Origin of the sequence: Methylobacterium sp. J-059 (genome assembly GCF_022829485.1) — a bacterium.
Classification (GTDB): domain Bacteria; phylum Pseudomonadota; class Alphaproteobacteria; order Rhizobiales; family Beijerinckiaceae; genus Methylobacterium.
Window position 1 is genome coordinate 1 of sequence record NZ_JAKSYA010000167.1, and the last position, 26,305, is coordinate 26,305.

Annotated in this window: 22 protein-coding genes and 4 pseudogenes; 9 read left to right on the forward strand and 17 right to left on the reverse strand. The window is 58.7% G+C overall.

Features of this window, described 5'->3' with window-relative positions:
* Positions 1-577 (reverse strand): annotated as a pseudogene (locus tag MKK55_RS25180) (hypothetical protein); the annotation flags it as partial.
* A 227-nt stretch (positions 578-804) separates the two neighbouring features.
* A pseudogene (locus MKK55_RS25185) lies at positions 805-960 on the reverse strand (IS630 family transposase); the annotation flags it as partial.
* Positions 961-1,266: 306 nt separating this feature from the next.
* Between MKK55_RS25185 and MKK55_RS25190 the strand changes: the two are divergent.
* The gene (locus MKK55_RS25190; protein ID WP_147841138.1) at positions 1,267-2,142 is read left to right on the forward strand and encodes a transporter; all 876 of its coding nucleotides are present in this window, start codon (positions 1,267-1,269) and stop codon (positions 2,140-2,142) included.
* A gap of 473 nt (positions 2,143-2,615) precedes the next feature.
* Here MKK55_RS25190 and MKK55_RS25195 read toward each other — a convergent pair whose 3' ends face one another.
* From MKK55_RS25195 to MKK55_RS25205, 4 genes and pseudogenes are all read right to left on the reverse strand, one after another.
* Complete coding sequence (locus MKK55_RS25195) at positions 2,616-2,924, reverse strand: hypothetical protein (protein WP_243938238.1); 309 nt, start codon at positions 2,922-2,924, stop codon at positions 2,616-2,618.
* A 383-nt stretch (positions 2,925-3,307) separates the two neighbouring features.
* Complete coding sequence (locus MKK55_RS25200; RefSeq protein ID WP_243938240.1) at positions 3,308-3,571, reverse strand: hypothetical protein; 264 nt, start codon at positions 3,569-3,571, stop codon at positions 3,308-3,310.
* Positions 3,492-3,884: pseudogene (locus MKK55_RS29240) on the reverse strand (WGxxGxxG family protein); the annotation flags it as partial. The pseudogene MKK55_RS29240 and the gene MKK55_RS25200, both read right to left, overlap by 80 nt.
* A 781-nt stretch (positions 3,885-4,665) precedes the next feature.
* The gene (locus MKK55_RS25205) at positions 4,666-5,949 is read right to left on the reverse strand and encodes a TadE/TadG family type IV pilus assembly protein (RefSeq protein ID WP_243938242.1); all 1,284 of its coding nucleotides are present in this window, start codon (positions 5,947-5,949) and stop codon (positions 4,666-4,668) included.
* A gap of 240 nt (positions 5,950-6,189) precedes the next feature.
* Here MKK55_RS25205 and MKK55_RS25210 point away from each other — a divergent pair, with 240 nt between their 5' ends.
* Positions 6,190-6,585: a hypothetical protein gene (locus MKK55_RS25210; RefSeq protein WP_243938244.1), complete on the forward strand. Its 396-nt coding sequence runs from the start codon at positions 6,190-6,192 to the stop codon at positions 6,583-6,585.
* 301 nt (positions 6,586-6,886) lie between these two features.
* On the opposite strand, the gene MKK55_RS25215 is transcribed toward MKK55_RS25210, so the two are convergent.
* Positions 6,887-7,558, reverse strand: coding sequence for a TetR/AcrR family transcriptional regulator (locus MKK55_RS25215; RefSeq protein WP_243938246.1), 672 nt, complete (start codon positions 7,556-7,558; stop codon positions 6,887-6,889).
* A gap of 81 nt (positions 7,559-7,639) precedes the next feature.
* Between MKK55_RS25215 and MKK55_RS25220 the strand changes: the two genes are divergently transcribed.
* Entirely contained in the window at positions 7,640-8,380 is a 741-nt protein-coding gene (locus MKK55_RS25220; protein WP_147727949.1) for an SDR family NAD(P)-dependent oxidoreductase, read from the forward strand.
* A gap of 233 nt (positions 8,381-8,613) precedes the next feature.
* Here MKK55_RS25220 and MKK55_RS25225 read toward each other — a convergent pair whose 3' ends face one another.
* Positions 8,614-9,345 carry an SDR family NAD(P)-dependent oxidoreductase gene (locus tag MKK55_RS25225; RefSeq protein WP_243938248.1) on the reverse strand — a complete coding sequence of 244 codons (732 nt, stop codon included), beginning with the start codon at positions 9,343-9,345 and terminating at the stop codon, positions 8,614-8,616.
* A gap of 82 nt (positions 9,346-9,427) precedes the next feature.
* On the opposite strand from MKK55_RS25225, the gene MKK55_RS25230 reads away from it, so the two are divergent.
* Positions 9,428-9,820, forward strand: coding sequence for a winged helix-turn-helix transcriptional regulator (locus MKK55_RS25230; protein ID WP_147727950.1), 393 nt, complete (start codon positions 9,428-9,430; stop codon positions 9,818-9,820).
* A gap of 252 nt (positions 9,821-10,072) precedes the next feature.
* Here the strand turns inward: MKK55_RS25230 and MKK55_RS29125 are convergent, their stop codons facing one another.
* The 7 genes from MKK55_RS29125 to MKK55_RS25265 all read right to left on the reverse strand — a co-directional run bounded on the left by MKK55_RS29125 (position 10,073) and on the right by MKK55_RS25265 (position 19,639).
* The gene (locus MKK55_RS29125; RefSeq protein WP_313898984.1) at positions 10,073-10,702 is read right to left on the reverse strand and encodes a PAS domain-containing protein; all 630 of its coding nucleotides are present in this window, start codon (positions 10,700-10,702) and stop codon (positions 10,073-10,075) included.
* A gap of 335 nt (positions 10,703-11,037) precedes the next feature.
* Positions 11,038-11,850, reverse strand: a complete 813-nt coding sequence (locus MKK55_RS25240) for an IS5 family transposase (protein WP_243938252.1) — start codon at positions 11,848-11,850, stop codon at positions 11,038-11,040.
* A gap of 1,202 nt (positions 11,851-13,052) precedes the next feature.
* Positions 13,053-14,570: a TniQ family protein gene (locus MKK55_RS25245; RefSeq protein ID WP_243938254.1), complete on the reverse strand. Its 1,518-nt coding sequence runs from the start codon at positions 14,568-14,570 to the stop codon at positions 13,053-13,055.
* A gap of 29 nt (positions 14,571-14,599) precedes the next feature.
* On the reverse strand, positions 14,600-15,685 hold the full coding sequence (locus MKK55_RS25250; protein WP_243938256.1) for a TniB family NTP-binding protein: 1,086 nt from the start codon (positions 15,683-15,685) through the stop codon (positions 14,600-14,602).
* A gap of 2 nt (positions 15,686-15,687) precedes the next feature.
* Complete coding sequence (locus MKK55_RS29245) at positions 15,688-17,367, reverse strand: Mu transposase C-terminal domain-containing protein (protein ID WP_243938257.1); 1,680 nt, start codon at positions 17,365-17,367, stop codon at positions 15,688-15,690.
* 584 nt (positions 17,368-17,951) lie between these two features.
* On the reverse strand, positions 17,952-18,578 hold the full coding sequence (locus MKK55_RS25260; RefSeq protein WP_243938259.1) for a Tn7 transposase TnsA N-terminal domain-containing protein: 627 nt from the start codon (positions 18,576-18,578) through the stop codon (positions 17,952-17,954).
* A gap of 506 nt (positions 18,579-19,084) precedes the next feature.
* On the reverse strand, positions 19,085-19,639 hold the full coding sequence (locus tag MKK55_RS25265; protein ID WP_243938261.1) for a hypothetical protein: 555 nt from the start codon (positions 19,637-19,639) through the stop codon (positions 19,085-19,087).
* 598 nt (positions 19,640-20,237) lie between these two features.
* On the opposite strand from MKK55_RS25265, the gene MKK55_RS25270 reads away from it, so the two are divergent.
* The gene (locus MKK55_RS25270) at positions 20,238-20,390 is read left to right on the forward strand and encodes a hypothetical protein (protein ID WP_243938263.1); all 153 of its coding nucleotides are present in this window, start codon (positions 20,238-20,240) and stop codon (positions 20,388-20,390) included.
* A gap of 364 nt (positions 20,391-20,754) precedes the next feature.
* On the opposite strand, the gene MKK55_RS25275 is transcribed toward MKK55_RS25270, so the two are convergent.
* Entirely contained in the window at positions 20,755-21,153 is a 399-nt protein-coding gene (locus MKK55_RS25275) for a helix-turn-helix transcriptional regulator (RefSeq protein ID WP_243938265.1), read from the reverse strand.
* A 353-nt stretch (positions 21,154-21,506) separates the two neighbouring features.
* On the opposite strand from MKK55_RS25275, the gene MKK55_RS25280 reads away from it, so the two are divergent.
* Together MKK55_RS25280 and MKK55_RS25285 are read left to right on the forward strand one after the other, a co-directional pair.
* Positions 21,507-23,657, forward strand: a complete 2,151-nt coding sequence (locus MKK55_RS25280; RefSeq protein WP_243938267.1) for an AAA family ATPase — start codon at positions 21,507-21,509, stop codon at positions 23,655-23,657.
* On the forward strand, positions 23,657-23,836 hold the full coding sequence (locus tag MKK55_RS25285; protein ID WP_243938269.1) for a hypothetical protein: 180 nt from the start codon (positions 23,657-23,659) through the stop codon (positions 23,834-23,836). The genes MKK55_RS25280 and MKK55_RS25285 overlap by 1 nt, the downstream gene beginning before the upstream one ends.
* Before the next feature lie 42 nt (positions 23,837-23,878).
* On the opposite strand, the pseudogene MKK55_RS29400 reads toward MKK55_RS25285, so the two are convergent.
* Positions 23,879-23,980: pseudogene (locus tag MKK55_RS29400) on the reverse strand (hypothetical protein); the annotation flags it as partial.
* A gap of 82 nt (positions 23,981-24,062) precedes the next feature.
* On the opposite strand from MKK55_RS29400, the gene MKK55_RS25290 reads away from it, so the two are divergent.
* Both MKK55_RS25290 and MKK55_RS25295 read left to right on the forward strand, forming a co-directional pair.
* Positions 24,063-24,260 (forward strand): DUF4113 domain-containing protein, encoded by a 198-nt coding sequence (locus MKK55_RS25290; protein ID WP_243938271.1) that lies wholly within the window; start codon positions 24,063-24,065, stop codon positions 24,258-24,260.
* 218 nt (positions 24,261-24,478) lie between these two features.
* Complete coding sequence (locus tag MKK55_RS25295) at positions 24,479-26,227, forward strand: retron Ec67 family RNA-directed DNA polymerase/endonuclease (RefSeq protein WP_243938273.1); 1,749 nt, start codon at positions 24,479-24,481, stop codon at positions 26,225-26,227.
* The last annotated feature ends 78 nt before the right edge of the window (positions 26,228-26,305 follow it).

Genomic DNA, 26,305 nt, shown 5'->3' on the forward strand with positions numbered 1-26,305 from the left:
CGCCGATACGGTGACGGACTACGCCAAGGAGTCCCCGTTGATGCTTGCGGCCATGGCCGGGGCCATCGGATACCTGCTCGCGATGGTCGTCCACGGCCGTCGCTGAACGGTCGACGTCCGGGGCTACGCTTACGACGGGCGCGGTCATCGGTTGGGGGGAGACGGTGGGGATCCTCCGATGCCACCCGGGCGCATCGTAGCCGCGCCTCCTCATCGTGAGTGGCAGGTTCTCCGCCCAGGTCGCCTCGCCCGCCATGGCGGCGTCGACCAGCGGCAGGAGATCCGACCAAATCTCGGACCAGATGTCCTGGAAGCGTTGTCCGAGGGCGGCCGGATGCTTGTCGCCCAGGATCGCGGAGTAGGCGTCGTTGTAAAGGAAGCCGAAATTAGGGCCCGAGGCCACGAACATCGGAAACTTGGAACCCAGCATCAGGCTCACGGCTGAGCGCAGCCACTGCGGCCATGCCTCGGGCCAGCCCAGCGGCGAGGCGGACCAATCATGAGCCCGCATCCGCGCACCCATGTGCCCGCCGCCCGAGAGGAAGGCGGGGTAGGGAGAAGTGGGACGCAGCGACATGCGGTCAGACGGGCTCGGCTATGCAGGAGCTGGCAGACGACCGTTCCGCACCGATGCATCGGGTGCGCGGCGTCGACCGTGTCAGGACACTGGCAGGTGACGAAGGCGAACGTGAGGCTGAGCGGGACATGACTCTTTCGGACCCGGCCCCTTTATCGCTGGCGACGGGACCGTAAGCCCAAGGTTCCAAGCGCTACGGCCCCTGTTTGTACATGGCTGTCCGCTCAGCGGCCGATCACCTTGCCCTCCAGCACGTCCAGAGCGGCAAACAGGGTCGTCGTCCCGTGTCGCTTGTATTTGTGGGTGCGCGTCGTCGGGTGGCCCGGCTTCATCGGCAATGGGGCCTGCGTGCGGGCGAGCGCCTGGATCTGGCTCTCCTCATCCTGAGCCTGTCGAAGGATCGTCGACCGAGAGGACGACGACATGAGCGGGCGGATCCCTTTGCCGCTCGTAGCCATCACCCGCGCGTCCGGGTCGTTCAGCGAAATCTGCCGGTCGGGAGCGGCTTCGACGAGCCTTTCCATCGCCTGCAGTTGAAGCACCCGAGAAAGCGAGCCTTCGCTGCATCGGTTGTTGCCGGATGGCTACGCTCGCGTCGCAACTCTGCATTCTACGCACGGGAAGGCCGCTTAGTCGGCGGTGGCATGCAATAAAGGCTGATCCAAAGACGGCGAGGTTTGGACTGCAGAATGACGACAGCTAGGCTTATCTGGGCGACCCATATCGCTGCCATCGCCGCCTCGCTCACCTACGGGTTGGCCGGCATCTCCGCGATGGCAGGCTCTTCGGCGCAACCTGGACAGACCGTGGGGCAGGCTCCCGGCGCGCCGTTGCCCGTCGGCCTTTACTTTATCGACACGTCGAGTTTCGGCTCGCGCGACATCACCCCGCGCGGTACCGACTCGAACATCAACCTGCCATCCTTCATCTGGGCGACACCGGCCGAGGTGGTCGGCGGGCGGCTGCAGTTCGTCGTGCTCCAGCCCATCACGGCATCGAGCACGCGGGGTTCGGCCTACCAGAGCGGGTTCGGGCAAACGCTGCTTGCCGCCCAGGTCGCCTGGAAGCTCGGCAACAACCTCAACTTCAGCTACCTGCTCGGCGCGTACCTCCCGAGCGACACCAAGATCGTCATCCAGAACCCGGTCCTGCACCAACGGTTCGCCATCACCTACAATGGCGACGGGTGGAACCTGACGGGCAACTTCCTCTACGGCACCTTCTTCGACACGCGGTCTCCCACTGGCACGTTCTACCCGGACTTCCTCAATCTCGACCTCACCGCCACGAAGCATTTCGGCAAGTGGGAGGTCGGGCCGGTGGCCTTCGGGTCGACCGACCTACCGACCGGCAATCCCGCCTACGCCCGTCAAGGCCAGTTCGCCGTCGGCGCACTCGTCGGTTACAATTTCGGGCCGGTGAACCTGCAGGCCTACGTCACGCGGGACGTGGTCCAGCGCAACTACGCCGGCCTTGAGACGCGCGGCTGGCTGCGGGTCACGGTACCGATCTACCAGGACAAGGATGGGACCCCCGAGGCGAGCCCCGTCATACGCAAGTTCTGAGACTGTCTCGGACGCACGTGGTGATAGGGCCCCCCTCCTGCGATGGATGCACGAACGTTCCGAGCAGGATCCAGTATGTTTGAACGGATCGAAGCAGCCAGAACTCTGGGCCGGTGAAGCTTGGCGCGATCAAAAACCTGTGGGTCGCGCTCCACCCGGTCGCGTCGTGAGGGCTGTTCTGCTGAGTACCAAGAAGCAGACCTTGTCGGGAGCGCCCTGGATCGACCCCTGCTCTCCGCTCTGCAATAACGGCGAGCCAAGGTGGATCCATACCTGATGCCCACAAAAAGGTCGGATATCCGACAGATCGTTCAGGTTGCTATCGACCCTTTGTGGAAGGCGGGCACGTCCACACGCAGGCTGCTCGATGGCGCGAGGATTGATAACGGCGGGCAGCCGGCCTGTGTTCATTTAATGCGGGCCGATGAAGTTTGTGTCACACTAGGTCAATGCCTGCCCAAGTTGTTGTGCTTTCAATCACGCGTCAAGTGATGAAGTGCCATTCCGGCAAGTACGGCTACCCCAAGAGAAACTTTCATATTTCCCTCAATAAAACTAAGTAGGCCATTGCGGTCCGCCAGATGACTCATAGTCTTGTTATTCAATGCTGCACGTGCTCTGGAACGATTCTTTGGACGTGCGCGGACTGATACTTCGAACTCATCACCATGCTGAACAATATCGATACTGTTACGACCAAAGCCTGCGCTTGCCAAACGCTCACGCGCCGACTGCGCTCCTTTGAGAGAACCAAAGTTGGCGGCAAGGGTATCTGACGACATTAAATCCTCCTACAATACTTACCTTAAACTCGGACCCTGCGAGGATGGTTGCCTATCCTGATGACGATCGTATCGCATGCCGCCAAAGCGAGCTGGAGGCGTTCGCGAACAAGGATCACGTTCGTTTGCAGATAGACCGCTCGTGTGTGTTTTAGACCCTACTATCAAGCTGCGGGAGCAAGGAACTTCCGCAGCTCGCTCAACTCTGATCGACTCGCCAGCAGGACGGCCGGTGGCTTTCCGGCAAAAAGACGCCCGCCGGTGACGACAACGTCGAACCGCGCGAGCGAGGGTCAGCACCGCCCGACGGCGAGAGCGTAGCCGCGCAAAGGCCGTGTTCTCGGCATTCAGTCCGAGCTTCGTGGTGCGCTTTTCGAGCAACCCTACTGGAATAGACGCACCATCTCCTGGAGCGTACGCTGCAGGTGAAACTCGACTTGCTCGAACAAACCACCGCGGTTGTGAGATCGGCAGTTAGGGCAGGCGAGTTGATCCCTTAAGAGGTCCATGGCAGCTCTACGCGCGCGATAGCCATGGAAGGATGCAAGGTAGGTGTCGACCACCTGCTCAGCTTCGATGATGGCGCCGGGGCGATAGGAACCTGCAAGGCTGACAAGGCGACGGACCGTTTCGTGCAGGTGGTTCATACAAGGGAAAACCTGGCTCGATCCTACGCCTGTTCCAGTAACGAACTGTCCTAACCCATCCTTCCAGTGTCACGACCCTTGGATGAGCGCAACACTGGGAAGATTTCATCGACAGATTAGTGGCGTAGAGGCGGCCAGTGCCGGTGCCCGAAACGTTGTTGGTTGTGCCCGGAACGACCCGATGATTGCGGCGCAGCAGGCCGGCGAGGCCAGCGAGGCCGGCAAGCCCAAGGAGACCGATCCAGCCGTAATCATGATGGTCGTCGTGGTCGGATCTGGTGGGCGGGTTAGCCATTCCCGCATTGTTCGATCCAGGATTGGTCGTCGTATTCTAGGCCAAGGCAGGGGTCGCAGCGGCCAGTGCGAGGGTCATCAAGAACACATGAATAAGATGCACGAGATTTACCCAAATTAGGGCTTAGCGTAGATATAACCTTGGCACGGGAAGATTGTTCACGATCATCGCATTTCATAAAAAGCTCGGTGTCATTTAGGATGTAATCTGGAGCCGTTGGCGCTCTTTTGTGAGCGGCCGTTTTGCATGGCACGGACGCACCGTCCCAGGTATTTCTGTAGCCCCCTCTGCGACGGAGGCAGAATTCGCCCTGCAACGGTTTTGGGGCCGTCGTGGTTCATGAAGCGATCGACGGAAAGCAGTGTTTTAGGGTGAACTGATGGAGACGACACGGTCTCAAGAGAGTGGCGAGATAGGGCACGCCGCTGGAGCGGATCAGGCGCTCGCTATAGCGGAGAGTGTCGCCACAGCCTTTGAGGAGGGCGGTGGCGAATTGAGCGGCATGAGCCGGGACGCGCTCGCTCGCGATCTCGCAGCCGTGCTCGAACCCCTCCTGATCACGTGTACCAATGCGGAGTGGATCGAGGCTATCAACGCCCGCTTGGCTCGATTGGAGGGTGAGACTGATAAGCCCGGACCACGGCTCGAGCGCTTCGCGTCGAACGGCATCGCTGAGTGTGCCAATTAGCCCGCCCGGGCAGCGGACTGTGGTCGACCTAGGACCAAATCTGCATTCAGGCGCCGAAGCAGATGAAGAACGGCACCCGCCGCAGACCTTGCTTCGAGGACGGTGCTGCGATCACTGGGTCAAAAGCAGGCGTCCGCCGATGTTGCCTACGCCACTCGGAACCGGAACATCGCTGGCCGAGTACATGGCGTTCATCGTGAGATTGGCACTGCTGGCGACCTTGAGCTGGCGCGATACGATCACCGTATAGGATGACAGGTCGGCTATGATACCGGCGGAGTCCACGGTCAGCTTTCCACGCGGCATGTAGATCGTGCCGAGCAGCTGGCGGGCATTGCCGCTGGAGATCTTGTGCTCGCGCAACAACGGAGCGGTGGGATCCTCGTAGATGAGGAGGCCTGACATCGCACCGTCCTTCGGAGCCGTCAGGTTGATGATGCTCTGGGGTGTGAAGTTGAGCGTCGTCTGCTGGCTCTTGAGGTAGATGCCGACATACGATCCGGTCAGCGTGGCGTTGCCATCAACGGTGAGGGGACCCGTGTCGATGACGTAGATGCCCTGCGCCAGCGTGGCCACTGCCCCCTTCGTGACCTTCAATCCGTTGCAGTACGTGCCCGGATAGAGCGTCTGCGAGGTGGTCACGACCGTGTTCGTGTACGTGCAGCTGGAGGACGGCGGCGGTGCTCGCCCAGCCAAGGGGTCCACCAAGCTGGGGCAACCGGATTTGGGCCCTGGAAGGGGCGGGATCGTGGTGCTCACGGAACTCCCACCCGCCGAGCAGATGCTGGTCGCCAAGATGGTGGCTTGGTTCTGGAGCGTGACGCCGCTTGCGCTCGTCGAGTCCGAGTAGACCGAGCACGTCGATGCAGTCATCGATGCGTGGTCCTGAACCGTTAACGTGCCGGCCGAACTTGGGTCGAGTGCCAGGACGCAAAGTCGCGTCTTACCCACGACGGACGCCTGCGCATGAACGCTGATTGTGGCGGTCGGTTTGCCGAGGAACTTGCCGAAGATCAGCGTCACCGTTTCCTGGGTTTGCGCGGAGACGCTGGTGCCATCGGCACCGACGCTGACCTGGACGGAGAAAGGCGTCCCGCTTACGGGCTGGGCGTCGGAGCGGATCTTCTGCTCGGTGACAGCTGTGACGGAGCCGCCGTTCGCTGCGGCGAGCTTCAGGGTGTTACCGCCCAAGATCACGCCGGCGTCGGTCGCCGACTGAAGTTGAACCTTCCGGTTTGCGAGGCGGGCAAAATCGATACCGCCGCCTGCGAGACCGAGCAGCACCACGGCGGTGAGACTGAAGATGACGGCGACGCCGCCGCGATGGTCGGCCTTGAACGCTTGGCCACGCGCGATGACGCTCCAGCCAGCAGCTCGGACACGACGAAAATCCATTCGGCCTCGACGTGGCATGCAATCCGATCCCGCGCCCAGGGAGGTCCGGCGCAGCAACTAGACTGCTGGATATGAAAGCCTTGCTAAGGGATAGTCAGAAATCCCAACCAGCATCTTATTCTTCAATACATCGTGACCAGCCCTGCTGCTTAATTAAAACTTAACCGCATAAGATCAAAAATGTAAACCCGCGAATTGCGACCCCGATGAAGATCACGCCCTCAAAGCGCGTATTGATGCATGAGAAACTTCGAGAAAATCGGCCACTTCATGTCTTTGGCCTGCGTCTTGATGGCTCTCTCGTCGCCAGCATTTGGTTGCTCGGCCGGAGACAAGACTGAAGATATTATCTACGGTTGCAACCAGTTCATCAAATTTGCCCGTAAAGGCTACTCACGGAACGATGCAGATACGATGCGGCATCTCGGCGAGTGTCTAGGAGCAGTTCGGACGATGCTTGCGACGGAGATCGCGGGTGACTTCATCTGTCCGTCGAACGAGGTCAAACTGATCGATGCTGTGACGGCCTTCTCGCTGTACGTCATCCAGCATCCCAGCGAGCTGACAGCTTTTTACGTCGTGCCGATGCGACAGGCCTTCCGGGCCGCCTATCCATGCCCCGGACGAAACCCGTAGAACGCTCCTCCTGATCGACCCGTCAAGGCTGTCTGCCATTGCTGGGCCTACGGACCAGTTCGCGCGCGAGATGTCTGCTTCGGGACGAAGAGCCAGGGTCCGCTTACCACCCCTAGCCGAAGTTGCCGGGCGGCCGAGCAATGACCGCTTATGGGAAGCGCCCATGCCGATCCAGGCGGCCGGGTTGGGTCGGGACCCGCCCGTCCGCTCGACGACCGAGTTGGGTCGACATCGGCCGGACCGCTCTACGGCCAGGATGGGTGAATTGTCACCGGTCTGCTTTCGGGAAGAGGCCAGTAGATCAGACGTCGTCGACCATAGATTTGGCAATTCGAGCGTCCCAGCCAGCCATCGCGATATCGGCGACCGCGTCCAACTCTTCCCAGCTCGCGCCATCACGGGCCAGGATCGACATGCCGTTCTGAACGGTCTGCACGAAGCGGGAAAGAGCGCGTACGTTGGTGGAGACCGGGAGCTCGCCCTCACCCATAGCCCTCTCCAGGCACGCCTGCAGGCTCTCCAGCGTACCGGCGCGTGCCGAGCGCACGAGATCGCCGAGTTCGGCGTGGCCCTCATTCCCGACCGAGGACAGTGTCACCATGCAGCCGCGCGGAATGTCGGTGACCGAGCCCGTCAAGGCCGCTGCAGAGTCCTTCAGAAAAGCCTCGACGGCCTCACGGGCCGTCCTCGCCGTCCGGAACCGCCCCCATACGAGCGCCTCGTAGGTGTGGACGTAGTGGCTTAGCGCCTCGGCATAGAGCGCTTCCTTCGAACCAAAGGCGGCGTAGAGGCTCGGCGATCCGATCCCCATCGCCTCCGTAAGTTCGGTGATGGATGTTGCTTCGTAGCCTTTGCACCAGAACAGACGTGTCGCCTGGGCAAGCGCCGCCTCACGGTCGAACGCACGAGGGCGCCCACGACCTCGAACCTGATGCGCTCCGGGGGGCTCTGGTCTCTGATCCGGTTTCTGCATCGCTCGATATATAAATCCCTTGACCCCAATCGCCAACTCTCCTAGCCATTTCTGTGTCGAACGATACAGAAAGGTCCGGCAATGCAGGAACTGGTTGGGAAGCGTGCCCTCGTCACGGGTGCCTCGCGCGGAATAGGTGCTGCCATCGCGGTCGCGCTCGCCGAGAAGGGCGCTGACGTGGCGATCACCTACGAGCGTTCGGCAGACCGTGCCGCGGAAGTGGTAAAATCGATCGAAAGCAAGGGCCGCAGGGCGGCTGCCATCCAGGCGGATTTTGCAGACCCTTCGGCGGTCAAACGGGCGGTGGCGGAAGCCGTCCAGGCGCTCGGGGGCTTGGACATTCTCGTCAACAATGCTGGGATCGCGCTCTACTCGACGTTTGCGGAGGTCAGCGTCGAGACGATCGATGCCCTGTTCGACGTCAACGTGCGGGGCCCCCTACTCGCGGCGCAGGCCGCCATTCCTCATCTCCCCGCAGGTGGGCGCATCGTGACGATCGGCTCCGCGGGTGCCGAACGCATCGTCGGCGACGCGGGTGCGATCTACTTCATGACGAAATCCGCCCTGCACTCCTTCACGCGCGGCCTGGCGCGCGAACTTGGATCGCGCGACATCACGGTCAATCTGGTCCAACCCGGGTCCACCGATACCGACATGAACCCGGCAAACGGCGAGTTCTCCGACTTTCAGCGTAGCCTCAGTCCGCTCGGCCGGTATGGAACGCCAGAGGACGTCGCCGCCGCCGTCACCTTCCTGGCGAGTCCTTCAGCCCGGCATGTCACCGGGGCCATCCTGAATGTGGACGGTGGACAGACGACGTAAGCGCGGGATTTCGGTGTAGCGCTGAGGTGGAGTGTCGTCGGTGTCGATTGCCCCACCTCATCGACCAACGACCTGGCAACAACGACCGCTTTCGGAATGTCCGGACAATTCTCTGCACGGCTCGTATGGGTCGGGACCCGCCGGTCTGCTCTACGATTGACTTGAGGTCGAGATGGTTCGCTTCGGAGATGCAAACCGGCCGAAGCGGACAGGTTGAAACTGCGATTGAGGGCCTAGATCTGTCGCATCCCACCGTCGACGCACAGTTCGGCTCCTGCGACAAAGCTCGCCTCGTCGCTCAGAAGGAACAGCGTGGCCGCCGCCACCTCCTCAGGACGCGCCATGCGTCCCAGCGGGATCGGTACGATCAGTGCAGCTCGCTGTTCCTCAGGTACGCTCGCCATCATGGCGGTGTCAGTCGGGCCGGGGGCCACCACGTTCACGCGGATGCCCTGCGGGGCCAGTTCCGCTGTCCATGTGCGCGCGTAGGAGCGCAGCGCCGCCTTCGTCGCGCAGTAGGTCCCGTAGGGCGTGATGCCTGCGGCGTCGGCGATCGACCCCATTAGCACGACTGACCCACCCCGCTCCATCGCACTCAGCGCCGCTTGTAACCCGAGGACGACCCCACGGACGTTGACCGCAAAGTGCCGGTCGAAATGCTCGGGCGTCGCGTCGCGCAGGGTCGCAGGTTCCGAAATGCCCGCGTTGAGGACCAGCGCGTCGATCCGGCCATGCGTTTCTCGTACCGTCGCCACGACGCGCTGCAAATCCTCCTGTAGGGCTGCGTCTGCAACAAGACCACGCGCACCCCGCCCGATCCTCGCGGCTGCTGCCTCGACCTCATCGGCGCGCCGCCCGGTGAAGACGACCGACGCGCCCTCGACCGCCAGCCGCTCGGCGACCGCGAGGCCGATGCCCTTCGCCCCGCCGACCACGAGCGCAACCTTGTCCACCATGCGAGCCATCGCGGCATCCCTTCATCTGCAACGGCACATGAGATACACGGCATATATCTGCTATCAAGAACGCACTTAGGTTAGCCTAGATATGGACGATGATACTGATCTCGATGTCCTGTCCGCGTGCGCTCTCGCTGATATGGCACGGGTCCGCCCAGTCCTGGACAAGATCGCCGATAAGTGGACAATCCTGATCCTCACGGTGCTCTGTCCGCGGCCGGCACGATTCAACGTGATCAAGCGGCGGCTCGATGGCATCACCCACAAGGCGCTGGCGGACGCACTTAAGCGGCTGGAGCGCAACGGCATGGTGACCCGGACGGTGCTACCGACCGCGCCCATCGGCGTCGAGTATGCGATCACCCCGCTTGGCCATTCCCTGCGCCAACCCTTCGAGGCGCTCTGCGCGTGGGCACTCGACAACGGTGCGGCGATCGAGGCGGCCAACCACGAGCATGACAGCCTCAAAACGAAGACGTGAGAACGCGTCCCCTTTCGGTTCGCCGGATGTTGAGCCGCTACGTCTTATCAGGGTCAGTAGCCGAATGGCCGCTTGGGGTGGATTTCCGCCGGTCTGCTCCGGGACGGCGAATGCATCGAAGCGGACGTGGCGGCGGCAACCGCACACGGCCCATAGCGGACCGGCCACCAGGCATGCGAGGCACATACTGTTCACATAAGTGGATCGTTGGGTAAACAGTACGTTCTGTTTGCAATTTGAAAAACTTAAGCGTTAAGACCTCATGCGCGCAGCTAAAACACAACCGATCTCGAGCAGAACCAAATTTGAGAGCCGTAGTAAATCTGGATTTCCAGTTCGGGTAATTGCGTTGCGTGCGCCTATGCAGCGGTCTACAGCCTCAATCAGCGGATCGCCCTCGGTGATTTGGTTCGCCTCCGTAGAAATGAACGGAACCCGATGGCTGTCGGTCGTATCGATGTAGGCGCCGCAGCCGCGCATCACGCCGTTCGCGTCAGGCGCCAGGAAGCCACGGTTGAGGATCCAGCGAACGTCGCCGGTCTCGGTCAGGATGCGAAACTCGGTCGATGTTGAACCGCCCGTCTCCCGCACGCGGCGGATGCGGTCGAACACCCAATCCCGATCATCCGGGTGCGTGCGCCCCAGAGCGATGCTGAGGGGTATTGGTCGTCCAGCGAGATCGACGTCGCCAGCGAGCAGTCGGGCCGCGCCTTCGTCAAGGACAGATAACGCTGCTGGAACATTGGTATTCCAAATACCAATGATACCGGCTGCCCTGAGAGCGGGATCGCTCGTAGCTATTGAACTCAAGACGTTCCCCCATATCGCTATGCCGAAGACGCATGCCGCTGAGAGCGAGACCCCGGGTACGTCACCTTGCAAACCTACTCACTATTGGGAGGTTGTCTCCGCGGCATATGGGACAACTTCTTGTGAGGGGTTGTCATTGCGCAGTTCGCCCCCTGGCTCAAGATTGCGCAGAGGTTCATTTGAAGCGATGGTCTTGCCTGCCACCTGTCACGCCCTGCACCGAATCGCTGACGCCCTAGAAATGCCCGTCAGTGCGTTCACCAACCCACAAGCGGCTCGCGCGACCGATCCTTCGATCGAAGCTGCCGAATTGTTACGGTTGTTCGATCGCATCTCTGACGAACAAAAGCGCCGCGAGTGCATCCAGTTCGTTCGTGCACTGGCTCTCTGAGAGTCCGTCCGATAAGTCATGACGCTCGGCCGAGCCTTCGGACGAGGATCATGACGGCAGCGGCGTAGAGGAAGGCTTGGGCCGAGGCGAGGGTCGCCTCCGGGTCTTTCCAAAGGCGGCGGTTGCGGCTGATCCAGCCAAAGAAGCGTTCGACCACCCATCGGCGCGGGTGCACGGCAAAGCCGACCTGATCCTTGGGTTTGCGCACGATGTCGACGGTGATGATCGTGGCGGTCGCGGGCCTGTCGCCCGCATAGCCTGCATCAGCGAAGGCTTTGGCGATGAACGGGAAGGTCCGCCGCGACAGGCGCAGCACCGGTCCGGCCCCATCGCGATCCTGCACGTCGGCGGACTGCGGGTCGAGGACGAGGGCACGCCCGTCCGTGTCGACCAGGGCCTGCCGCTTGCGGCCCTTGATCTTCTTTCCGGCATCGTAGCCGCGTGGCCCGCCGCTCTCGGTGGTCTTCACGCTCTGGCTGTCGAGCACTGCAGCGGTGGGCGAGGCGCTTCGACCGACCCGCTCGCGATCCGCCATGACGAGGTGATGGTTGATCCGACCGAACAGGCCCTCGTCGCGCCAGCGCGCGAAGTAGCCGAACGTCGTGCTGCGCGGAGGCAGGTCCTTCGGGATCATTCGCCACGCGATGCCGCCCCGCAGCACGTAGAAGATCGCGTTCCAGATCTCGCGCATCGTCCAGATGGCGGGCCGACCGCACGAGGCCGGCTCCGGCATCAGCTGCGCAATCACGGCCCATTCCGCATCGGTCAGGTCGGTTTCGTAGCGCAGGCGCGAACGGCTATGCTGCCGGCGAGTGGTCGGGGTCCACATGGCACATCCAGATCAGGCTTCAGCACCCTTCTGGAATCACCGCCATCCCGGCCACTCAACCCCTGCCGGATGTTATCGGACGGGCTCTAAGCCGAGCCGAGGCGAGCCTGCGCTTCCTTCGCTTCGAGGAGGCGGGGTGTCTGTAAACGTCATGTTCGCACCCCTTCTGGAGACGAAGCATTCCCGTCGGCCAGGCTTGACCGTACCCGGTTTGTTCCAGGCATCGCCCGAGGACGTCTTTTTGACGTCCTCGGATGACCAGTTAGTGGATGGGGCCCGACACGGCAGACCCTGCCGAAGAGCCTGGTGGGTCCGCCTACTACTGGCGGTATCGATCTACTGCCGGCGGTCACCGAAGCGTGATTTCACGCCAAACTCAGGGTGATTTTTCAGGTGTCTTCACCATGAGGCTTGAAGTGGCCTTTCGACTTTGTGTCGTTCCCTCGAATTCAGCCTTGGAGGGGGCTGGGTCCAAACTTGCCTATGACGAGGGTCCAATCCTCCCTCTTTTTGGGCCCAAACTCCCCTCTCCGTTACACCCGGCCTCGCTGCAGGTCCTACAAATCGTTCCCCGAGGTAAATTTTAACTAGGGGTAGATTTGACCATCTTTTACCTCAAGCTACGCCCCGTAGCGATTAAGCAACTTATGCCCCTCAGCGGCGGTCCTTCACGAAAGAAGGATGATCAACTTTTGCCTCACGCTACACCTGCGCTGTAAAAAGCATTTGAGTTTGGTTGTAAAATCCATGCTAAGTTGCTGATTTTGCTATATAAAATTTTGGTCGGCAGTTGGATTTGGTCGCGGCGACAGGTCAAGTTTGATTGTAAGCTTATAGACATTGAAGGCGCAGGGTATAAAAAATCCCGGTCAAACCGGGGATTTTGCATTACGGACCAGAATTGCTTATTGATGTCTTTCTAAAAAAAGTACTCGACATCGCTTATCAGACAGTACATATTTCAAATTTAGTATCTATACGCGATTGGATGTAGTCCATCAGCACTCAAAACGACCTAATCGCCAGATTGTCCAATGAAATATTCGATGTATTTCCTTGAGGGTAATTTATGAGGTAATAAACTCATAAACTTACGCAGAATCGAAAATATTTCCGCCATTTATATTAATTTCATATGCATTTTCTCCGACTAATATTAATTACGGCAATGATAATATTTCGAGCCACAACGTAATCCACCCTCAGTCTTGCGCTGCTTGGTGGACACTGATCCCGATGCCGCGGAAAACCATAGGCCGCACTTGGTCCGGCTTAATTCGGATCGATAGATAGCCATCTTCGTTCAGGCAACGCCCGACCCATGGGACACGACGATCCTGGATGAGGCGAACGATGTCCATCGCACCACAGGGAACCCTCTTCGCAGCGCGTGGAATGGAGAATGCCCCTTCGACCTCATGATCGATACCCTCGGCCCCCTCCATCAAAGAAGACATCAGCGCATCGACTTCCTTCACGTTGAACGCCAACAGCCGCTTCGAGGACTCACCACGCGGGTAGACCGGGCGAAGATATCCGGCCTGGAACAGGAGTTGGGCCTGGACGCGCGGCGCGTTGATATAAACCGCCACCTTCGTGAGCCCCTTGGTCCCGGATAGTTCGGCCAGGAACGGTGCGCAGGGGTCTGCGGGAAACGTCACGAGGTTGTCGGGACGGCCTACATGGTCGTCGCCGATGTAGCCGCCGGCATGCAGGAGCTTGCGCAGGCGCTTTGGATGCACGCCCGTCTCGATGGACGCGGTACGGATGGAATGCAGGTGCCTTTCACGAATAGTGGCGCCTAGGAGAACGGCATCCGCCTTCATGGGCATGTTCGCAGACACCACGTCTCGCACCATGCTGCAGAGGCGTTCCTGATCGCTAGATCTCCGAGCATCCGAGAACCAAGCGTAAAGCGCGCCCAGCGCCGATAGCGCACCGCCATTGACAGGTCCGTTAGCGGTACCATCGCGGACGAGATCGGACATGAAGATGCGGATGGCGTCCTCGCCTTCCGTCGCCATGCCGAAGCCCGCTGCGCCGGCTGTCCGCAACTGCGCTTGGTTGAGCTTATGCGAACGCCGGCTGGGACCATACAGGCGAACGGTTCCTAGGACTTCGCAGAAGCGATTGGCCACAGCGGCCTGGACTTCATCGAGGAGAGGGACCTCGCCGGTCTGCCCCCGAACGCGCCGGATTAGATAACTCTCCAGTGCCGTCGCGTCCCTAGGTTCGGTGTTAGCGACCAGGCGGTTGAGTGAAGGGGCATATGGGCGAATGGAGGCGGCGAAATCGTGAATCGTTGATTTTTCAGCAGCGAGATCCACGAGGGGCAAACTGTGAAGCGGGCACGTCTGGATAAATACGATCTCCCACCAGGTTCGCCCATACATTGCCGCATCAGGAAGTAGGCTGGAGGTGGAAGCATCCCTCAGCAGGCAGGCTGGACATACCCGCAGGCGCGTTCGAGCCATCCAGCGCGACATGATGCGCTCCTTGCCCAGGTGCTGAGCCCCATCGCTGGTCCGAGGGAAGGTGTTCATGAACAGGGGATTCGGATCGACGCCGGCAAGTTCAGCCAGGCGGCTAATCGCGGTCGGATCACCGTCGGTTACGGCTTGTGCTCTCAGCAGGTTATCCTGGCAGAAACCCAAGGCAGTGGTGAGCCCATTGCGAGCCGCCAGACGCGACAGGAGACTGGTGGCTGTCTCGTCCGGCATATGTGGGACCGTTAGGCGAAGGGGGCCGATCACGACCGATCTCCCTTCGTTTCGCTGGAGCGGACGGACTTGCGATTCTTCGTCACCGCCGGATCTGGCTTGTCCCGGGTGGCAAGCATCCGCCAAACGTCGACTGCCTTGTAGTCAGACCTGGCGTAGGGGTTCCATTGAGGCAGATTGCCCGTCCTCTCCCCGAACGACTTTTCGAAATGGATCACCTTGAGTTCCGTGGCCTTAACACCGAGGGCATAGCGGATGGCGCCATGGATTTCCTCGACCAGTATGCCCAGGCGGTTGTCGCTTGCGTGTACGAGACGAGGCAGTAGCCGCGTGACCTCATTCGCCGATACATCGAGCTTGGCTAGGTTTGCGAAAGACTTCAGGGCCTCTGTCAGCATGACCGTATCAGACGGCAAGCAGACAGAATGAACGCTGATCCATCCGGCGCGCCGGGCGACCTGCTCGTCCATTGAAATGAAATCGGCAACTTCTGGGAGGCCGGAAAGTATAAAGGCGACTGGATGACCGCGATCGACCATAAGTGCCTTCAAAGAATTAAGCAGTTTCTGCTTTTCAGTGTGATCCCGAATCTGGGTTCCGTGCTGAGCTTCATCGATGTGAATGAGTAGTACACCGAGCAGCGGGAGGCGCTTCCGAATCATGCCCCAGATCTCAGGCCCATCGACGTGTGTTCGCATGATGGTATAGTCAGTTGCTTTAAGGATGGCCTTGCCGAGTTCTTTTACCCCACATGGACTTGGTGCGGAGAGGGATATCAGCGGTCCCTGCTGCCCCTTCGCGTTTCGTAGCGCGGGATGGGTCGAGAAAAGGCGCTTCAGGCTGCGTGTCTTGCCGGCCCCACTCGGGCCTAGCACCAGCAACAGATTTACTTCGCCAGCCTCACCCCAATTATTGTCTCGGCGTCCGGGATCAGGCCTCTCGCATAGGTCGGTCAGCAGTTTGTCGAATGCTGCAAGTAGGATGTCGTCACGTTTGGTCTTAATATAGCGACGGCGCACCTTCTCCATTACACTAGGGGTACTGTCACCTTGACAAAGGAACAGTCTCAGGTACTCCCGGGCGGAAACGGGGAGTTTGGGATTTTGCTCGGTCATGACTAATCCTCGAAATCGAAGATGTTGTCGTCCGTATCGTCGGGGTTGTCCTGGATGAGTTCGGGCGGACGACGCGCTTGCGGCGTCTTGGGCTCAAGAGGTGCCTGCAGGGGCCCTGCCGTCCCTGTGACGGGTATGCCGCCGGCAAGGAGGCCGTCGATGTCCTCGGCAGCTGCTTCGGCGATCGGATCGGGGATCGAGAAACCAAGCAGAGCGGTTCGCTCGACATTGTCGATCTGATCACTTGTCAGGGTCGGGTTGGCGATGCCCTCGCGATCCGCAGCGCCTCTTCCGACCATCTCGATAGCGTCGACGGCATCCCGGACGACGTTTACGTTAAAGTCAGCCTGTTCGCCCCTGATACGGCGCATCTCGGATGCGGCCTCGATCCAGGTCTCGACATTGATGCCGGCTACATCGCGCCGGACGCATCGCGCCGCGTGCCAATCCCGTCCGATGCGGACTGAGATTTCTCCGATATCGGCCGGATCAAGCTTGATCTCGATTTCTACGATTCCCCGGTCGAAGAACTCCTCGACAAGGGTATCACTCCAATAGCGAACCCCCAGAATGCGAATGCCCTCTTGGTTAAGGGTCCTGACGAGTGGAATACCGAAGATGCTACGCCGGACATGCGGATCGGGCGGCGGCGTGGTTCCGTAAAGCTCAACGGCTTCCAGCCACGCGTTGCGTGGCGTCACCCCGCCGAGACCGTCATGCTTGCTGGCATGATATACGTCGACGACCCAGCGAACGATCACCCAGGCAAGGTCTCGCGTGTCGAGGTTGGCGAGTTTTTCAGCGGGATAATCCCCACGGACGAGCATGTTCTCGAAAGTCCTGCCGTGGAACCGCGAGATCAGCCGCATGTGAACGGTCCTGAAGAACCGCTCCATGGTACCGCGCAGGCTGGGCACGCCGCCGGGCGGAATGATGTGATCGCACCTAAGACTTGCGACAGCCAAGCCGAAATCGTCGGCTGTAAACGCCGACCCTCCATCGGTCGCGATCGTTTCCGGTGTGCCATGCATGTCCCACGGCAAAGCCGCCCCGACGGCATCAGCGAACGGGCTTTTGTCGCTCACGATGGCCTGAACGACCGCGATGGCGTCGGCCGAGGTCGGTGTCTCGGACAGGTGCATCCCGAGTATCACCTTCGTAGCTACGTCGATGGCGACGCAAAGGTGCATCCGGCCGATGCTTCGACGCTTGTTACGGCTGAGCCTGTCCCACAACCCGATAGCCACGAGGACGCTCTGAAGGTGAACCTCCCAATGATCCATCTCGACGCGTTCAAGAGGCAGGACGATTCCCATGCCTTGACTGATAGGGCTGCACTTGCGACGAACAGCATCACCACCTTTCCGCCCTGCAACGACACGGATGTTCTGCAGGCTGGCTAGATGGTCGTAAAGTTGCTTGCGTGAGGGACAAACGACTTTGACGTCGTCTGCCCGATTTTGGTTTAGTGCGAAAATCCTGTTGCGCATCCGCTCAAGGAGCAGAGCCTTTGAAGGCTGCTCGCGGGTCCCATAATCAACGGCCATCTGCTGCAAAACAGCAAAGGCTTCCGTGCATACAGGCTGCGGGACACCGCCGCAATTTCCATAATTGTCTTTTAGCCCCCATGGGGCACGTTCCGATGCACGATACTTCTTCCACCATTTCCAGAAGGTCGACACAGGCGGCATCTTGCGCAGAGAGATTTCTGGCTTTCCCGACGTAGGGATACCACGTTGCCGACCGCCCCGACGTTTGGTCTCGCCGCTCGAGGACGCCCTGGAGCTAGCCAATACAGATTTTGGTGTCCGCAGAAGAGTTGGACGCACCTTCGAGCATTCAAGAAGAGCAACTTCGGCAGCGATTATAGGGAGGGCCTTAACGATCCCTCTGTCAGATATTGTGACAACTCCTTCTTTACAAAGCCGGTGAAAGCGGTCGCAAACCTGAAAACGGAACAAGACCTCTGGCTTCTTGTGCGGAGGGACGTCATCCATGGACCGAGCAAGACCGGCTGAGCGTTGGCGGCTGACGGTCGAGGCGTAATAATCACGTTCGTAGCGATACCCCGGCCGACCAGTGTAGGCTTCGATGGTCTCGTGCGTGAGCTCCTGCGTGAGTTCGGGAGCATCGTCCCGGCCAAAAGCCCAGCCAATCGGTGTCTGCTTCGGCCGACAATAGGCACGGCCGCCGAGAGTCACCCGATCATGGGGCCCAAATCGCAAACGATTGACCCGTCTAGCGGCTGGTATTGGAGGCTGGGCCATCACAGGCCTCCTTTAGCGGCAGTGCCCCGGGTGATCCGCGTGGCGTAGGTGATGCCGCGAGTGCCGACGATCTTCAGGATGCCATCACCGATGAGGCGAACGATTGCCCGGAAGGCTCGCCCCTTGAGTCCGCTGGCCCGAACGAGATCCCCAACCGTGGTCACCCCCAACAGGGTCCCCACGATGGCCGCGACAACAGCGTCGTCCTCGGGACGGTTGTCCCGTCTGACCGCTCTGAGAAGCGTCGCGTCGCGAACGATTTCCTTGGGCAGGTGCCGTTCGGACATGTGTACGACACGGTCCGCAATTGAAGGGTTCATCTGCGCCGCTATCAACCGAAGCTTGCTGGCAAAATCCTTTCGGACGGCCCTCTCGTGAGGTCGGTAAGCAACAGCAACCTTGTCGCCATTGGCAAGCGTGACGATGAAATCGAAAAAGTGCCGCCGATGTACCCCAAAATCATCGATATAATCGACAGGCTCGGCCTGTTCACGTAGGTGAACGACATCCGGTCGTGCCATGAGAGTGTGAACGGCCGAGAGTTCGCCATAGCTTTCGACGAAGACTCGTCGCGGCGTCGGCTCATGCGTCAGGGTCCGACCGCGCACATGGCCCTTCGAGGTCAAGCTAACCTGACGATGGGCGATGGATGGGCTGGGGGGCGTCCACGGTTCAGGGAGAGGGCCGGGAACGTGCGCACCGGCAGCGCCAGCGCGAGGAATCGAGGTTCTGGGGAGCATTTCGGTCACCTTTCGGTGCCGTAGGCACAGGCCATCACTCCGGTGGCGCTTGCCATCGGTGATCAAACATGCAGTGATTGCCGCCTGCGCTTACGGCGACGTACGTGCGGTCCGCCGCGAGGCGGGATTGATCGACGGCTGTTCGCTGCCAAGCCTAAGAGCCGTCGACGGCTTACGAGCGCTTTGAGCTTAGGCTTGAAGCGCTCGTTTCGTTTGATGCCACGGTTCATTGTACATCGTTTTCGCTCGGTTATCTTTGTCTATCTTGCCATGTCGCTTACACGGTCAATAAAAGCTGCGGCGTGCCGCCTTTTGATTGCGCTATGGATAATTGTTTCTAAGTACATATGGAGGTTAAAAATATCCGATAATGCGCGGCTGCAATGGTTATGTCACAAATCAAGCAACCAAGAACCCGATTTTCTATCGAATTTTATAACGCCCTTTTCGCGCAGTATGGATTTACATTTTGCAAGTACGGATTCTTTAACAATGCCGGTTTTTAGAATGGGTTTGTCTATTTCTGCTGTACCCTGACCTTCAGGGTATGAGTTTTCCAATAGGTCAACGATCATATGACATACTTGGTGCCGGTTTGGCTTAATGCTCCCCATCATCTCGTCTAGCTTGTGTCGATCCACGATCGGGTCGGCCAAGTGCAAGGAGCGTCCTTCCGGGAGCGGCGCATACGGAGCCACGCCGCTGAAGGTAGGCATTTTCTTGACACGCTGGCTGATCAAACCTTCCAGCATCTGAGTAACCTGTTCTTGTTCGACCTCCTGATCATTTTCAATGGAGAGCAACGTTTCGAGCAGGCGCTTCCGCAACTTGGCCTTGTCCCGCTTCGCAGCTACCTGACGCAATTGCAGCTCGGCGGCAACGTATTGGGCATCCAACTCGGCGATTTCTGCGTCCGCTACCTCGATCTCACGCTGCCGTTGCGCCATTCGAAGCCTTCTCTTTGGATCGATCCGGACGCCATCCACGGATGATTCGTCCACACCTTTCTGGACGCATCAGGCTCTGTTGACAAGTGGAATTCGATGAGGTTCGGATGGGCTCCCTAGGTCGCGCCATTCGGATCTCGACAGATCCGGAACCGCTGGGATCCGAGCCTGGCGGAGACAATGCATCCGGAACCGTAGGGGTTTCGCTCCCTTCTGGCCATGCGGCAGGTCAGGCGCTTAAATCCGTCCGATGCTCTGGATGATGCAGACGGACGATCGTATCTGGCACCAGGGGACTGTCCAGACTCAGTAAGACAAGCCCTTCGCATGCAAGTGCCAAGATAGCTTCCGCAGGTTCGCCCGGTGATCCAAGGACGCAGTCAAGTAAATCCGAGATTGGAAGGCCATTCGGATAGACTTTCAGACGAAGCAGGATTCTAAGCCTGTCCGTGGGGGAGACGATTTTCTTCCGCATTGACCAGATAGCGCGAGCGTTTGCGGCTCGTGGTTCCTTCAGCACCCAGGATCTCCGTAGAGAGACATAGTTGCCGTCCGGAGGTCGCGGTGGAGTCGGCAGATCGTCCCGGAACGCAAAAAGATGGACGACGCCATTCGCCGTTGTAACGAGCAGATCGAAAACCTCCGGCGTCTCAGTGCCTGGGCCCGGCTCGATGCGGAGAGCGATCGGATCCAGGGTCAACTGGACCAAAACATCGCGATGCCAACGCTGAATGTATGCGATCGGCCGTGAGGTCTTGTAGGATTGAAAGCCCGGCCTGTGTGGTCTTACCGTTTGATGATATTCAATATATTCTTGATTTAGGACAAGCATTTCCAATCGCTCCACGATGCCTTGTGAGAGCCGGCATCGCACTAAATTGCACGCTCGGCTAAATCACGTTGAAGAGAATTTCATAGCGTCCATTTTTATTTAGGCCGTAATCATGGGCCTGATTTGAGCAAGCTTTAATTTCTAGAACTGCTCTGACTGAGCTTATAGCCAAAATGGCGATGCACAACCCACATGGTGCCCTCGATGCCTGTGGAAAGCGGTGATAGTATGCAGTTTTCGTCGAATGCGCGATCAGTTGCAGACATCGGGCGAGAGGCCGTGCCTACGACATATTTGAATTTCCGAGAGTCGATCTGACTTCATCCGATTTGTCGGCAACGGTCCGAAGCCATTGGTGTACTCCGGCAATAAGTTCCGCCCGGCGCCCGGACGCGGTTGCCTGCACGAGGAGTCGGTCGAGTGCACTATCGACCTGATACTCGTTCGATTTATCATCGGTGCGCGTGGTCGATTGTCCAATGTGCAGCTCTAGAGTGGCAAGCAAGTCAATCAGATAAGCAACCTCCGGAGGCGGCCCTTCACTGATCCAGCGGGTCACGCTGCGATGAGATCCGCCGATCTCACGTGCAAAACCACTTTGCGTCCGACCAAGTTCGCGAAGGCGTGCGCGAAATTCGCTACCCGACATGGGCGTGACATGGCTATGCGAACCCTCGGTCACGTTCCTTCCCTCGCTGGGCGATAGATATGAAAGCACGACGCAACGCGCTCCCATTTGAATGAGCATCGTTCCTTTGCGAACGCTTGTCACCATCCAACAGGGCAACGCCTGGCGATCCGGACCGAGTCGTGCGTATTGCTTTTAACCTCCAGACTGGGAACGGCATCCGTGTTATGCCGCTTGTCTTCGTTCTTGTTATGTTCCATAGAGCCTCATCGCCTATGAAGCAGGCGATCTCCTGAAGCCGACGCCCGCCGAGCGCTCCGACCCTGTAGAGCCAGCCGCGTCGCTGCATCTGATCCAGCCCTTACGCTGACGGCCGGCGCCGCTGACCGGCCGTGGGAGATCATGCCATGTTGCCGTCCTCGACGACCCCGAACGACCAGCATCCAGACGCCCACGTGCCCGATGCGCTTGCCCGCGCGTTCCTGCGAACCCTCGCACAGGATGAGCGTAGGAAGACCAAGCTCAAAGGCGATCTCGGGTTGGATTGCGATTTTGACCAAGAGAGTGACGATCCGGTCGAGCGTATCCTGGCGCAGACCGAAGGCGAGCGGAAGACCGAGCATATACCCATTCCAGCCGATCTCGCCGCGGTTGCCGTGCTCGTCGCGCGCGCCATCGAGGTGGAAGACGGTCTCGTCCGGCGGCTGCGACGCGAGGCCCCGGTCGTCGTCATCACCACCCATCTGCCCGATCTCGTCGAGCCGGTGCGGGACGTCCTTGAGAGATGCGCCTTCCGACCCGGTGTCCATGCGATAGATCTGAGTGGCAACCGAGCGGTTGCTCTGGGAGCGAAGCAGGCTGGCCTCCTCGTCCGCGACGGCTCGCACAAAGATCACAGGCCGGATGTCGGCAACACCATGGTCGCCGCGGCGCTCCACGCGCGGGTTCCTATCGTCGGGGTCGCCCCCGATCCAATGCGCCAGCTGCCGCGCGATCTCCTGCGCTCGGCCGAGCATCGCATCGTGCTCCCAGGCTTGGATCGGAGCGGGCTCGACCTCGTCATCGAAGCGGTCACCGGCGGATGTCCGACACGACGAATCGATCCCGATCTGGTGCGAACCCTCGACATCGCCGACCTGCCGATCGCATTCCGGGGCGCTACCTCGCCAGATGCCTGCATCGATGCACTCGTTCGGGTGACGGTAACCAAGGCCGATTATCTCCAGACGGGCCCGTCGCTTGAGGACCTCGACGGGTATGGTGCGGCCAAGGATTGGGGCCTGGCCCTTGCCGTCGACCTGCAGGCCTATCGTGTCGGTCGTCTCGCCTGGGCCGATATCGACAATCGGGGCCTGCTGCTGTCGGGTCCGCCAGGCGTCGGCAAGACCAGCTTCGCCCGCGCCCTGGCGAAATCCGCGCGCGTCCCCTTGGTGGCGACCTCGGTCGCGGAGTGGAACGCGTCGGACTACCTTTCCGGTACCCTGCAGGCGATACGCAGGGCGTTCGCCCAGGCTCGGGCCCAGGCCCCCTGCATCCTGTTCATCGACGAACTCGACGGGATCTCGGACCGCGCGCAGATCCGCGGTGAGCATGTCCAGTACTGGACCCAGGTGGTGAACCTGTTCCTCGAGTTACTCGCCGGCGTCGAGGAGCGCCCGGGCGTCGTCGTAGTCGCAGCTTCGAATCACCCGGAGAAGATCGATCCCGCCGTGAAACGAGCCGGACGCCTGGACCGGGAAATTTCCATCGAGAGGCCGGACACGACGAGCCTCGTCAAGATCTTCCGGCATCATCTCGGACCGAACGCACTGGCCGACGCTTCGTTGCTGCCGCTCGCGCTCGCCGCGCGCGGCAAGACCGGAGCCGATGTCGAGGCCTTCGTGCGCCGAGCCAGGGGGGCAGCGCGGCGCGCAGCACGCGAGATCGGTCTAGAGGACATCCTGGCCGAGATTCGCCAGGGGCGGCTCGCGATGTCTGAGGAGTCGCGGCGGCGCGCGGCTATCCACGAGGCGGGCCATGCGATCGCTGGCCACTCGCTCGGCTACTGCCCGATCGTCGACCTTTCGCTTCACGACGGAGGCGGCGAAGCCCAGTTCGAACCTCCAGTCGACGGTGCTGCGACGCTACCGCAGATCGAGGCGGCGCTCGCCATGCTGCTTGCCGGACGCGCGGCCGAAGAAATCGAGTTCGGCGAGGTCTCGATCGGTAGCGCGTTGGGCGCAAGCTCGGACCTCGCCCAGGCGACAGCACTTGCCCGCAACATCGACCTGCAGTTCGGGCTCGGCAAGCTGGGACCCTACTACGTCGACCCGGCGGATAGCTCACTCTACCTCGCCCACGGTCTCGTCGAGACGGTGGCTGCGCGGCTACGTGCAGCTTATGCGCGAGCTCGTACCGTCCTGGAGACACAAACGCCGGCGTTGCGGGCGATCGCCACGGAACTTGCCGAGGCGGGTTATCTCTCTGCCAAGGACATCGACCGGATCATGCAAGCTCATGCGGCGCCTGCGCGCCAAGCTGAGGTTCGTGTATCGGCTCTCCAGATGGGAACCACGTGATGTTCGCGCTTCCCCCCGATGAACCCGACCTCGGCGACCTGCAGCCGCTGGCTGAGGCCATCGAAGAACTCTGTGCGATCCTCGACGGCGATCGCGAGGCCGTCATCGAAGGCTTGGCCGAGATCCTGAGACGGCGCATCGCATTCGAAGCCCTGAAGCAGGAGATCGAATGGGAATAGATGCGGTGACCTTTTCTCCGGCCACCGCAGCATCAAGGACTGCCGGCGCATATTCTCGGCCGCCCGCGACACGTAGGCGTTCAACGCCAGGGCCAGCTCGTCAAAGCCCTCCACGGCCTGCCCAAAGCTCCGGCTGGTGCAGATGGTTTTGCTGTCCGGGCTATCCTCCTTAAGGTCAAGGCAGGGGGACCCCTATATCACCAGGACGGTGCGTTTCAGGACCACGTTGAAGCGTTCGCGGATCATCGTCGGGTCGGCGCCGCGGAGTTGGAGCGGCGTGGTGATGCCGATCGCGGCCAACCACCGGTACGGCCGCGACCGCGTGCGCTACGCCAGCAGCGGCATCGAGCGCGGGTGGAAGCTCCGGGCGGAGTTCCTGTCACCTCGACGGACGACGCGGTGGGACGATTTGTTGAAAGTGTGACAGCGAAGCGAAATTGCCCGTTGAAAGCCACTTAGAGTTCGTTCATACACCTGTTTGGCTTGCAGGTAGAGTTGTTATCGCGTATCGCGATATAAGATAAGGATGTTAGGAGGCGATTGCTTCCCGTATTCCATTATTGCGCTTTCATGATGGTCCATTATGGGTCGTCATCTCGCATATGAGTACCTGCAAGCTTCATTTAAATCTGGATTTATGCAGTGTCAGTAGTTAAATCTCTTAAAGAAGCAAAATCTTTAACTGACTTAGCTAAGATATTGAATTATAAGCCAAGTGGGCTATCGGCCATATTATATCATATTCCCGATGCCAATAAGTACACAGAATTTTCTATTCCCAAACAAAGTGGTGGTCTGAGGACAATCAAAGCCCCGGTCGACAGGCTTAATCTACTTCAAAAACGGCTTTCTGATTTATTATATTCGTATCTCGATGAGATCGAACCGAAAAAAAATGGATTTAAGACTGTATCTCACGGTTTTATAAAAGACCGCTCAATCATAACCAACGCTCAAGTGCATAAGCGCAGGCGTTACGTACTAAACATAGATTTGAATGAATTTTTTTCGACAATAAATTTTGGCAGAGTCAGAGGAATATTTATTAAAGACAAAAGATTTGAATTTCACCAAGACGTCGCGACTATTATTGCTCAAATTGCATGTCATGCCAATTCGCTTCCGCAAGGCAGTCCATGTTCTCCAATAATATCAAATATAGTTGGTAGGCTTCTCGATGTTAGGCTGATACGTCTAGCCAGGCTGTATAAATGCACTTACTCAAGATATGCTGACGATATAACTTTTTCTACAAATCGCGCTCAGTTTCCTAGCGAACTTGCGCACCCTGACCCTGCTGGATCGCCAAGGTGGGTACTTGGATTTGCTTTAACATCTGAAATAACTAATCGGGGCTTCCAGGTAAATAATAACAAAACCAGGATGCAATTTAAAGCATCCCGCCAGCTTGTTACCGGATTAATTGTGAATGATAAAGTAAATATTAAACAAGAATACTACAGGAATGTCCGTTCAATGTGTTCGTTGCTGTTCAAAAGCGGAAAATATTACAGGGTGACCCCAGCCGTATTTGCGGGCGGATCGGCTAATGATCCTCCTGTGAAGGTCGAATTTGATACTTTGGGCTCTCTAGGTGGAATGCTCAGCTATGTCTATCACGTTAAAAACACGATTGATCGGCGAGCAAGTGTAGAGAAGAAGAAAGAAGCAACATCAGCGGCTATTCGAAAATTATACCATCTCTTTCTATTCTACAAAAATTTTGTCGATCTTAAATCACCCCTTATTGTCACCGAAGGAAAGACGGACGCAATATACCTAAAGTCTGCTGTAGAAATGCTATCTAAATTTCATCCCCAATTAGGAAGTTTGAATGGGGGTAAATTTGTACACACAGTAAGGTACTTGAAATTTACCAGCACTGTTAGAGACGTGCTTCAGCTTGGGGGCGGCAGTAGTGATATTAAGTTTTTCATTGAGAGATACGCCAAGATTCTACGAAAATTCAAGCATGGTTCTCTATCTCATCCCGTCATAATACTAATCGATAACGACGAAGGTGCAAAAGATATATTCAGTGTTGTAAGAGGAAATACCCCTCATAAGGATATATCTTTAGACAAAACCGATAAATTTTACCGCATTTATTCAAATTTGTACCTCGTGAAAACACCAGAGGTTGGCAAGGTCAAAAATATGACTTGCATTGAAAGCTTCTTCGAAGATATAGTTTTGAAAACAGTTCTAGAAACAAAGACACTGGATTTAAACAAAAAGCATCTGGCCCCTGGAAAATATGGAAAGCAAGTTTTTGCTGAAAAAGTAGTAAGGCCGAACAAAAAATCGATTAATTTTAGTGGTTTCGACCCTCTACTTGAGAGAATAGTTGCGGTAATAGACGACTATAAGACTAATCCATCCTCTATTTGATTATTCAACTGGCTGAATTTGACAGCAACAGCAGTTGTTCGGCTTCATGTCATAATGCGGCTTTCTCATCCATAACTT

Bases quoted from the DNA above. Each gene is read 5' to 3' on its own strand.
- MKK55_RS25190 (WP_147841138.1), top strand. From the start codon at position 1,267: ATGACGACAGCTAGGCTTATCTGGGCGACCCATATCGCTGCCATCGCC.
- MKK55_RS25195 (WP_243938238.1), bottom strand. From the start codon at position 2,924: ATGTCGTCAGATACCCTTGCCGCCAACTTTGGTTCTCTCAAAGGAGCG.
- MKK55_RS25200 (WP_243938240.1), bottom strand. From the start codon at position 3,571: ATGAACCACCTGCACGAAACGGTCCGTCGCCTTGTCAGCCTTGCAGGT.
- MKK55_RS25205 (WP_243938242.1), bottom strand. From the start codon at position 5,949: ATGGATTTTCGTCGTGTCCGAGCTGCTGGCTGGAGCGTCATCGCGCGT.
- MKK55_RS25210 (WP_243938244.1), top strand. From the start codon at position 6,190: ATGAGAAACTTCGAGAAAATCGGCCACTTCATGTCTTTGGCCTGCGTC.
- MKK55_RS25215 (WP_243938246.1), bottom strand. From the start codon at position 7,558: ATGCAGAAACCGGATCAGAGACCAGAGCCCCCCGGAGCGCATCAGGTT.
- MKK55_RS25220 (WP_147727949.1), top strand. From the start codon at position 7,640: ATGCAGGAACTGGTTGGGAAGCGTGCCCTCGTCACGGGTGCCTCGCGC.
- MKK55_RS25225 (WP_243938248.1), bottom strand. From the start codon at position 9,345: ATGGCTCGCATGGTGGACAAGGTTGCGCTCGTGGTCGGCGGGGCGAAG.
- MKK55_RS25230 (WP_147727950.1), top strand. From the start codon at position 9,428: ATGGACGATGATACTGATCTCGATGTCCTGTCCGCGTGCGCTCTCGCT.
- MKK55_RS25240 (WP_243938252.1), bottom strand. From the start codon at position 11,850: ATGTGGACCCCGACCACTCGCCGGCAGCATAGCCGTTCGCGCCTGCGC.
- MKK55_RS25245 (WP_243938254.1), bottom strand. From the start codon at position 14,570: ATGCCGGACGAGACAGCCACCAGTCTCCTGTCGCGTCTGGCGGCTCGC.
- MKK55_RS25250 (WP_243938256.1), bottom strand. From the start codon at position 15,685: ATGACCGAGCAAAATCCCAAACTCCCCGTTTCCGCCCGGGAGTACCTG.
- MKK55_RS25265 (WP_243938261.1), bottom strand. From the start codon at position 19,639: ATGGCGCAACGGCAGCGTGAGATCGAGGTAGCGGACGCAGAAATCGCC.
- MKK55_RS25270 (WP_243938263.1), top strand. From the start codon at position 20,238: ATGGACGACGCCATTCGCCGTTGTAACGAGCAGATCGAAAACCTCCGG.
- MKK55_RS25280 (WP_243938267.1), top strand. From the start codon at position 21,507: ATGTTGCCGTCCTCGACGACCCCGAACGACCAGCATCCAGACGCCCAC.
- MKK55_RS25285 (WP_243938269.1), top strand. From the start codon at position 23,657: ATGTTCGCGCTTCCCCCCGATGAACCCGACCTCGGCGACCTGCAGCCG.